This is a genomic window from Daejeonella sp., assembly GCF_036405355.1.
Classification (GTDB): domain Bacteria; phylum Bacteroidota; class Bacteroidia; order Sphingobacteriales; family Sphingobacteriaceae; genus Daejeonella.
The window spans coordinates 1-9,468 of record NZ_DASWXT010000016.1; the positions used below are offsets into that span (position 1 = coordinate 1).

Genomic DNA, 9,468 nt, shown 5'->3' on the forward strand with positions numbered 1-9,468 from the left:
TACTTCATTAATCAGGGTGTCCCGGATAACGCCGCCCATAACCGCAGAAAACATACCCATAATGATGGCCGCAAGAGGAGCAACATCGTAAAACAAAGCTTTCTGAACTCCTACGACTGTATAGAGCGCAATACCCAAAGTATCAAAGAGGAAAAAAGTACGGCGATATTTAAGGATATAATATTTAAAAGAAATAGCAATGATTACACCCAAAGTTATCGCAATCAGATAATTCCCATCCACAACCCAGGTTGGGCGGACACCCAAAATCATATCTCTGAGGGTACCCCCGCCAACAGCGGTAACAAAACCTGTGAATGTAACACCAAAAATGTCGCGGTACATATTTTTATCCGAAGCCGCCAATGCACCTGATACGGCGAATACCAGCGTTCCTATAAGGTCGATATAATAAGGTAATTGCATCCTGATTTCTAAAATAGAAAATAATGAATTAATTTATGAATAAAGGTTAAGAATGAATAGCTATTGCAAAATAAGCCGGTTTCAGATATCATTGAGAAAAACAAGATATTCTTCTAAGCAGATAAAATCAGCACCCATACTTTCCAGGTGACTGGTATAAACCTGGCAATCAATCAGCTTAAAATTTTTGTGCTGACATAAAGAAATCAAGGCTGCTTTTGATGCATTACTCACATTTGAGAACATGCTTTCCCCGCAAAAAACATGATTGATCTGAACACCATACAAACCTCCAACCAACAGGTCATTCTCCCACACTTCAACAGAATGAGCATAACCAAGATTGTGTAATTGAATATAAGCCGACTTCATTGTGTCAGTGATCCAGGTTCCCTTCTGATCCTTTCTGATAGAATTAGCACAGGCATTTATCACCCTGGTAAAAGCCTGATCGTAAGTGATTCTGAAACTGCCGGATCGTAAAATCTTAAGCATGGAAGAAGACACTTTCAATTTTTCAGGAAACAATACGAATCGCTCCTGCGGAGCATACCATAATATTGGATCACCCTCAGAGAACCAGGGAAAAATTCCATTCCGATAAGCCAAAAGTAGTCTTTGTGCCGAAAGATCACCTCCAATTGCCAGTAAACCATCCTCATCAGCGAGTTCGGGGGGTGGGAACCAGATCTTATCTTTCGATAGTTGAATAATCATTCTTTACAGCGATTGAAATTAATTGCTTTTAAAGAAAATGAGAATATAAAGTGCAACTAATAGTAAAACGGTCGCATATATTGCCAGCAATCCCGGATTGTACTTATCCTTTACAAATAAAATAATTGAAAATACAAGCCCGATAAAAACAGAGACTGTCATTGGAAGCCATAACAGTTTGAAAACTGCTCCAATAAAGGCATCATTATAAGCATTTAAAAACTTTGCTGTCAACCAGGACAGAATTGTAATGATACTCAGGATAAACAATACCTTATTAATACCTGAATTTTTAGATGACGCTGATCTGTCGGGCATATCACTATTTTTCACATTGCTGGATTATTTGCAATACTGCTCAATAAAGGATGCTGACTTATCGCTGCCAAGCCTTCTGATGATGTGAAAGTCTTCGCATGCACCCTCAAAATCCTCCTGTTTTAGCTTACGCTGTGCCTGCTTTAACAGACGGTCTATGAATTTTTCATCATATCCTAACTGGTATTTAAGCGCCTCCATCCGCATTTCACCGGCTTCATCTGTGACTCCGGGAACTTTCTTATCATAATAATTAAAGATTACTTCACTCATTCCCCTTCTTGCCTGATAAGCATTGATTGCTGCACTAATTTCATCCTTTGAACGCTGCTCACATTTAAAGTCACGCAATGTAAAATTTACCGGCAAAACCATTGAGACCAGGGTATCGTAATCTGCAGGCATAATCCATTTACCGGAGGTGAGGCGAACAACACGCAATGCCTCAAGGTCGAGATCTGTACCAAAGCCTTTCTGTACTTCTGATTGGTAAATACGCCCCTGCTTATTCAGTTTAAAACTTATAGTAACCGTCCCCTGAAGACAGTTATCCCTGGAGTATTCCGGATAGATCATAACATTGTAAATAAAGGTGCTTAAATTTTTCCCCTTAAATACCGGTTGATCATCAGCAAATAGTGATGTAAGATGCAGGAATAAACTAAAAATGAAGTTGAGAGCCATATTCTAATTTAACGAAAAAATAGGGATATGATTATTATTGTAAGGTCAATTTACTCAGGCAAACAGGAAAAGGTAATTATAAATGTAATGAGAAAGTGCTCCGGCAACAACAAAAAGATGCCAGATTTCATGACTATGAATGTTCTTTCCCATTGGCTTATCCTTATAATAGAAAACGGTACCCCCAATATAGAATACCCCTCCAAGCAGCATCCAGCCTATAGCAGATATGGATAGTTTTTCTGCCATTTCATTCATTAAAGGAACAATTAATGCCCCCATTGCGATATAAATCCCAAGGGAAAGTCCTTTATGCTGAAGGCGGTTAAAAATTTTTAATGTACATCCGGCTAATGCAATGGTCCAGATCATTCCAAAGAGGGTCCATCGGGTATACCCATCAAACACAAGTAAAGCCGTTGGTGTGTAGGATCCGGCTATCATAAGGTAAATGCAGCAATGATCGATCTTTTGCCAGAACCTGACCTCAGCTTCTGTATTGGGGTAACTATGATAAATTGAACTTATTCCAAACAAAACGACGGTACAGATTCCATAAACCCAGGCAGCTGTATATTCAATTGGCAAATCTGCCCTTTTGAGCAGGAGAATAGTTCCGGGAATTGCGAGAATGGCCGGAATTAGATGGGTATAAAAATTTACTGGCTCACGAATGGTTCTCATTGCAATCAATCATCCTGGCCCGGTTCATCTGCCTGACGAGGCTTTTTACCAATCTTTTCGAAGAGTTTATCCATCTTCTCAACATATTCACTGGTATCATCCAGAAAAAATTCAAGATGTGGAACTATTCGTACCTGATCCTTGATACGATTACCTAATTTATAACGGATCTCATTGGAATGAGATTTTATAGTATTTAATGCCAGTGAATTATTGGTACTGTTAAAAAAGCTCAAATAGACTCTGGCGATAGCCAGATCTGGAGAAACCCTCACTTTGGTTATTGTTACCATGATATTGGGTAAAAAATTCAATCCCTCCCGCTGGAATATCTCAGCCAGATCTTTCTGAATAACTCCTGCAAACTTCTGTTGACGTTTAGATTCCATAAAATTGGGGATTAAGAAAGTTAATAAATTAAAAAAATCAATCTGAATGTTTCAGTTTTAATCGATGCAGGCTCATTCAATAGCTTATTCTGATCAATAAAGCAATTTATCATAAGGGTAACGTTTCGTATGAATCGCCTTTACCTTTTCATATAACAATGCCCTGAATTCTTCAATATTTTCTTTATTCAATGCCGAAATAAAAATTGCCGGATTTCTGTCCTTATTCATCCAGCTGTTTTTAAAGTCGGCAAGAGTAAGTGGCGGATGCTCATCCTGCGGGTCAAAATCAGCAGGTTTATAGGCATCAATCTTATTAAATACGGTAATTATCTCTTTATCGATTGCCCCCATGTCCTTCAGGGTTTCATTGACTGTATTTATCTGATCTTCAAAATTGGGATGTGATATGTCAACCACATGTATTAAAATGTCAGCTTCACGAACCTCATCAAGAGTTGATTTGAAACATTCGATCAGATGATGGGGTAATTTGCGAATAAATCCTACAGTATCTGAGAGCAGAAAAGGCAAATTCTCAATCACAACTTTCCTCACTGTGGTATCCAGTGTAGCAAAAAGTTTATTCTCTGCAAATACTTCCGATTTAGAGATCATATTCATGATCGTTGATTTGCCAACGTTTGTATATCCAACAAGTGAAACCCTAACCAACTGAGCCCGGTTCTTCCTTTGGGTCAGATTTTGCTTATCAATTTCTTTTAAGCGCTCTTTTAATAAGGATATTTTATTCAGAATTAAACGACGGTCAGTTTCAATCTGGCTTTCACCCGGACCACGCATCCCGATACCACCTTTCTGCCGCTCAAGGTGAGTCCATAAACGCGTTAAGCGGGGAAGTAAGTATTGTAGTTGTGCGAGCTCAACCTGAGTTTTTGCCTGAGATGTTTGTGCTCTTTTTGCGAAAATATCAAGAATCAGATTACTGCGATCAAGTATTTTCACCTGCAGTTCATTTTCGATATTCCTTAGTTGGGAAGGGGAAAGTTCATCATCAAAAATGACCATATCAATCTCTTCCGACTTAACGTATGCATTGATTTCTTCGAGTTTTCCGGTTCCAACAAATGTAGCTCTGTCAGGACGCTGCATCCTCTGTGTAAATGCCTTTTGCGTCTCTCCGCCGGCAGTTTCAACCAAAAATTTAAGCTCATCCAGATATTCATGGGTTTGCTCCTCTGTCTCGCCCGGCGTAATTATACCCACAAGAACCGCTCTTTCAGGCTTAGCTTCAGTATCGAAAAATTTTTGTCTGGGCATTTACATGTATTAATAATTGCAAAGATAAGAGTTTGACCCGGAGTAATTGAACAGCAGGCTGTCAGAATATTCCCAGGCAAATCCTATAATATAATGGTCTTTAAATCCTGGATACAAACTCTTTCATAGCCTTGCCTGGATCTGTTTCCTTCATGAAGTTTTCTCCGATTAAAAACCCATCAAATCCTGCGTTTCTCAATTCCCTAATCGTTTTTGGATCACTGATTCCGCTTTCAGAAATTTTCAAAAACCTCGATGGAATATGCTCAACAAGGTCATAAGAATGCTGCACGGAAACTGAGAAATCCCCCAGGTTTCGATTATTTACCCCTATAGCATCCAAATCATCACAGATACTGCGATCTAATTCTTCTCTGTTATGAACTTCCAAAAGGACATTGAGACCCAGATCTTTTGCACATTTTGCAAGTTTTCGCACTTCGGCTGGAGTTAAAATAGCAGCAATCAACAAAATGATATCCGCCCCCAATGCTTTGGCTTCAAAGATCTGGTACTCATCAAGCATGAAGTCCTTCCTCAATAATGGCAGATTATTTACCTTTCTTGCCTCGATCAAATCCTCATCTTTTCCACCAAAAAAACTCCGGTCGGTCAGGACTGAAAGTGCAGATGCCCCGGCAGCAGCATAGCCATTGGTAACCTCTTCAACAGACAGGCGGTCGTTTATAATTCCTTTGGATGGAGATTGACGTTTAAACTCAGCAATTATTCCTGTACGTTCAGGATCTAATATAAAATCACGCAGTTTATAGCAATCCCGTGAAAATAAGTCACTCTTCTTCAGTTGCTCCAACTTAGTTTTAAGCTTTGCTGCTTCAATTTCTTCTCTCTTCTTCAGAACAATCTTATCGAGAATATTTCCGCCAGAAGCGTTCTTGGAATTCGTATCACTTGTAGTCATATCTTAAAAATTCTTGTCTCAACTCAACCAGTTAGAGATCATCAGTTTCCCATGTTCAGTAAGTACAGATTCAGGATGAAACTGCACACCACGTACGTCGAGGGTACGGTGACTCAATGCCATGATCACTCCTTCAGGATCCGTGGCTGTTACATTGATCACATCGGGAACGAGGTCATTCCTGACTGCCCATGAATGATAGCGCCCTACCTTAAACTGTTTGGGGCAGTCCTTAAACAGCTTTTCATTTTCGTCGAGTACGGTAATCTCTGTGGCTCTTCCATGAACCGGGCGGGACAGGTTGTACAATTCACCTCCAAAAACTTCGGCAATTGCCTGTAAGCCAAGGCAAATGCCCAAAATACTCTTTGTGGGAGAATAAGTTCGGATCACATCCAGCAAAAGGCCTGACTCTGATGGTATTCCAGGCCCTGGAGAAAGCAGGATTTTTTCAAAATCATTCACATCAGCCAGCTTGAATTTATCATTTCTCCATACCGTTGCCTGATGACCTGTTTCATGCAGCAGATGTACCAGATTAAAGGTAAATGAGTCGTAATTGTCTATAACGAGTATGTTCATTTTATTTTTTGTTTTTTAGGAACCCGAATCATCTGGTTCCTTTCCTATTTCCTATTCCCTTCCCGATATCTATCAGGTCCCCATTCCCAACACTACAGCTCCTCAGCTAATTCCAGAGCTTTCCTTAATGCCGCTATTTTATTATTCACCTCATTGAGCTCACTTTGCGGGTCTGAATCTGCCACAATACCCGCACCTGCCTGATAATGGAGCACATTATTCTGGCTAAGGAATGAGCGGATCATTATTGCATGATTAAAATCGCCGTTAAAGCCCATGAATCCGATTGCTCCGCTATAAAACCCTCGTTTCTGTCCTTCAAAACGATCTATAAGCTGCATTGCCATATATTTCGGTGCTCCACTTAGTGTTCCTGCGGGATAAGTATCCCCAACAACATCAAAAGGATCAACCGAGCTCTGTAACTGACCGGTCACTTTAGAAACCATGTGTATCAAATGTGAATAGTATTGAATCTCTTTAAATGACTTCACTTCAACTTTATCGCAATGTCTGCTCAGATCATTTCTGGCCAGATCAACCAGCATCACGTGCTCGGCATTCTCCTTGACATCCCTTTTCAGATTTTCAGCGAGTTCGGCATCCTGAAGGCTGTTTCCAGTCCTTTTAAAAGTACCGGCAATCGGGTAAATAGTTGCAACATTATTTTTAATGGTGAGCTGTGCTTCGGGTGAAGATCCGAATAACTTAAAATCACCATAATCAAAATAAAAAAGATAGGGAGAAGGGTTTATCGACCTTAATGCCCGATATACATTAAATTCATCTCCTAAAAATGGTTTAGAGAAAGCTCTGGAAGGAACAATTTGAAAGACATCCCCGCGGTAAACATGTTTTTTTACATTTTCTACAAGGCTGATAAACTGCTCATCGGTAAAATTAGATTTTTCCTCTCCATTGAGATTGAATTTATACTCTGGAAAGTTTTTATTCTGGATCAGATACTGAATCTTCTCCAGCCCGTCGGGTGTGTTCTTTTCTGTCCGGTGTTCCAGCAGATATAATTCATTCTTGAAATGATCAATGACAATAATATACCTGTAAACATGATATTGCATTAATGGTATATCCCTTCCCTCTGCAGGTTTTGAGTGTAATTTGATATCTTCAAAATGCTCTACGCTTTCGTAAGCAAAATAACCGAACAAACCATTTGAAATAAACTTAAAATCATCGGTTGATGTAGATTCAAACTGTTTCCTGAATATTGAAACCTGCTTCTTCAGTTCAAGATCTTTCAGAGGATATTGCTCCCTTTCGCCGTCAGGGAAATAGGTCTCCAGTTTATCTGCTGTTAAAACTATACCTGCAATTGGATCACAACAAACATAACTGAGACTGTTTTCTCTGCTATGATAGTCAGAACTTTCAAGCAAAATACTGTTTGGGAAAACATCGCGTAAACGCAAATATATACTCACCGGGGTAGTGGTATCGGCAAGCAATTTCTTGTGGGAAGTGTATAATTTATATTTCTTCATAGTAATTTATGTTTTCTGATCTGGATTCAATTTTTTTGCAATCACAGACCATAAAAAAACCCGACGTCTCAGGGCGTCGGGTTTTATATTTTTAAGGTTTTACTTGATTAAAATTGATCAAAATACCTGTTCCCTGCGCCCTTTTCTAAAGTGCACCACCAATTTGCTGTATTTTGTTTGATGTTCATCGCTCACAAAAATATAAAGAAATTTGAGAATGCAAATTTTTTCGTTTGTTTATCCTAAAATCGGGCGACCACTTTGATAAATTGCCACCACAATAACCAAAACAGCTAAACCATAGTACAAAGCAATCGATCTGTGTTTATTGAAACCATCCGCAGCTTTTTTGGAACGGGAATGACCTACAGTAATCAGAACAATTGCAAACAGCATCATAACTGAATGCTCAACAGTCCAGTAACGGGTCATTGCATCTTTCATTGCTTCGCCCATATTAGCATAATTTACTGCCGGACTGAAAAAATAAAGTATCAGTCCAACGAGAAACTGTGTATGAGTAAAGATCATCGCAAATAAATTCACTTTGCGGTTGGTTTGTGTATATGGCTTCTTACCAAATAATCCAACTATAGCTAATAATAAAGCAACAGCCAATAATAAAAGGACTATATATCGAAGTCCGGAGTGCAAGCCTAATAAAGTAGAATACATATCATTTAAATTTGTAACCAAAGTAAAGAAAAAACCTGCATTAATAACAATCCAAAATACGCTTAACGGGCATCGAGGTAAATAGCTTCGGGGCTGCTTGTCAGATCTGCAATAACAGTAGGTGCAATATTACCTGTTCCTGAGTAATTGAAGACTAGAATTTTACGCTTAGCCTTTTCAGCTATATAGATCAAATCTTTGCCTTCCCGGTCGTCCCAGGCCACATCCACTGGATTTCCGAGTCCGGTAAGAGCACCCTTCATGGTCTTTGAAGGAACAATCGGGGCACCAGATTCTGTAAATTTTGAACTGGCATCTGTAATTATATGAATAGACCCATCAGAATCAAAGCCAGCTGCACTTGCTTCGGCTATATCAGTCAGGATCAGAACATCCCTCGAAGATGAATAAGTAATACCATGGAGCCTCGTAGCACCGCTCACTATAATTTTCTTTGTTGGAAGTATTGGCCCTACGGCTAATGCTGAAGCATTTTCAAATAGCTGCACCTCTGCCCTGTTTTGATCAATCACCACATAAAGCCGGTCATTATCTAGATGAATTCCCCAGGGCTGTCCATCGAGCTTTAGCTTCTTGTCAGCCAAAACAATATCCTTTAGAGTGCTTACATTATTGTATACATAAATCGCACTATCGATATTACTGGATATATATAACATATCCCTGGATCGGTCAAAAGCCATTTCACGGGCGCTCAACAAACCTTCATGTACAAAGGAACTCTTGCTAACCAGGCTTCCGTCAGTGTTTACCTTAAAAGTCTTGATATTTTTATTCAACCTGCTGACCTGAAATACCACACCTGAGTAAGGATCAAACAGGATACCGTTACCATCAGGTAATTGGGAATTGAATTTATAAGGTTCGGTAAATTTAGTCTGATCTGCAGGATCAAAGATAAGGGTGCTGTTAACTGCCGCATCCGTATCTGCATTTGAAACATACAATCTTGACACTGTACTTTTAGGCATTGCCTCATTTTCATCTTTCACACAGGATGAAAAAATGAGCGACGGAAGAATACAGATGATTATATAAAACAGGATTCTTGATTTCATATTGAGTTCCAAAGTTAAGAGTTGAAACGAATAAATACTCAAGCTATTTTTGAGATGCTAAAATCTTTAAATAAAATAAGCTCCTGATGGGCAGGAGCTTATTTAAACTAACCAATTATAAACCTGTTGAATAAGGTTTGCTGTAAGGGAAGGAGTCGAACCTTCACGAAGCAGTTATTTCCCGGTTAAGGTATTTCCCAAATCTTCGC

Annotated in this window: 12 protein-coding genes; all 12 read right to left on the reverse strand. The window is 39.2% G+C overall.

The genetic code is table 11. The features are described from left to right. A partial coding sequence (locus VGE44_RS01885) for a trimeric intracellular cation channel family protein (RefSeq protein ID WP_331076069.1) occupies positions 1-426 on the reverse strand: 426 nt, incomplete at its 3' end. A gap of 81 nt (positions 427-507) precedes the next feature. Continuing rightward, positions 508-1,143 carry a leucyl/phenylalanyl-tRNA--protein transferase gene (gene aat / locus VGE44_RS01890; protein WP_331076070.1) on the reverse strand — a complete coding sequence of 212 codons (636 nt, stop codon included), beginning with the start codon at positions 1,141-1,143 and terminating at the stop codon, positions 508-510. A gap of 18 nt (positions 1,144-1,161) precedes the next feature. Next, positions 1,162-1,476, reverse strand: a complete 315-nt coding sequence (locus VGE44_RS01895) for a hypothetical protein (RefSeq protein ID WP_331076071.1) — start codon at positions 1,474-1,476, stop codon at positions 1,162-1,164. Between the two features lie 9 nt (positions 1,477-1,485). Next, positions 1,486-2,145 carry a TonB family protein gene (locus VGE44_RS01900; RefSeq protein ID WP_331076072.1) on the reverse strand — a complete coding sequence of 220 codons (660 nt, stop codon included), beginning with the start codon at positions 2,143-2,145 and terminating at the stop codon, positions 1,486-1,488. Positions 2,146-2,199: 54 nt separating this feature from the next. After that, a complete protein-coding gene (trhA, locus tag VGE44_RS01905) occupies positions 2,200-2,829 on the reverse strand; it encodes a PAQR family membrane homeostasis protein TrhA (RefSeq protein WP_331076073.1) in 630 nt (209 codons plus the stop codon). Between the two features lie 5 nt (positions 2,830-2,834). Continuing rightward, positions 2,835-3,218: a 30S ribosome-binding factor RbfA gene (gene rbfA, locus VGE44_RS01910; RefSeq protein WP_331076074.1), complete on the reverse strand. Its 384-nt coding sequence runs from the start codon at positions 3,216-3,218 to the stop codon at positions 2,835-2,837. A 93-nt stretch (positions 3,219-3,311) separates the two neighbouring features. After that, positions 3,312-4,499: a GTPase HflX gene (hflX, locus tag VGE44_RS01915; RefSeq protein WP_324487985.1), complete on the reverse strand. Its 1,188-nt coding sequence runs from the start codon at positions 4,497-4,499 to the stop codon at positions 3,312-3,314. Positions 4,500-4,599: 100 nt separating this feature from the next. Beyond that, positions 4,600-5,421: an indole-3-glycerol phosphate synthase TrpC gene (gene trpC / locus VGE44_RS01920; protein WP_331076075.1), complete on the reverse strand. Its 822-nt coding sequence runs from the start codon at positions 5,419-5,421 to the stop codon at positions 4,600-4,602. 18 nt (positions 5,422-5,439) lie between these two features. Next, entirely contained in the window at positions 5,440-6,003 is a 564-nt protein-coding gene (locus tag VGE44_RS01925; RefSeq protein WP_324487987.1) for an anthranilate synthase component II, read from the reverse strand. A gap of 92 nt (positions 6,004-6,095) precedes the next feature. Continuing rightward, positions 6,096-7,505: an anthranilate synthase component I family protein gene (locus VGE44_RS01930; protein ID WP_331076076.1), complete on the reverse strand. Its 1,410-nt coding sequence runs from the start codon at positions 7,503-7,505 to the stop codon at positions 6,096-6,098. 237 nt (positions 7,506-7,742) lie between these two features. Continuing rightward, on the reverse strand, positions 7,743-8,180 hold the full coding sequence (locus VGE44_RS01935) for a cytochrome B (protein ID WP_331076077.1): 438 nt from the start codon (positions 8,178-8,180) through the stop codon (positions 7,743-7,745). Positions 8,181-8,242: 62 nt separating this feature from the next. Beyond that, complete coding sequence (locus tag VGE44_RS01940; protein WP_331076078.1) at positions 8,243-9,259, reverse strand: hypothetical protein; 1,017 nt, start codon at positions 9,257-9,259, stop codon at positions 8,243-8,245. Between the last annotated feature and the right edge of the window lie 209 nt (positions 9,260-9,468).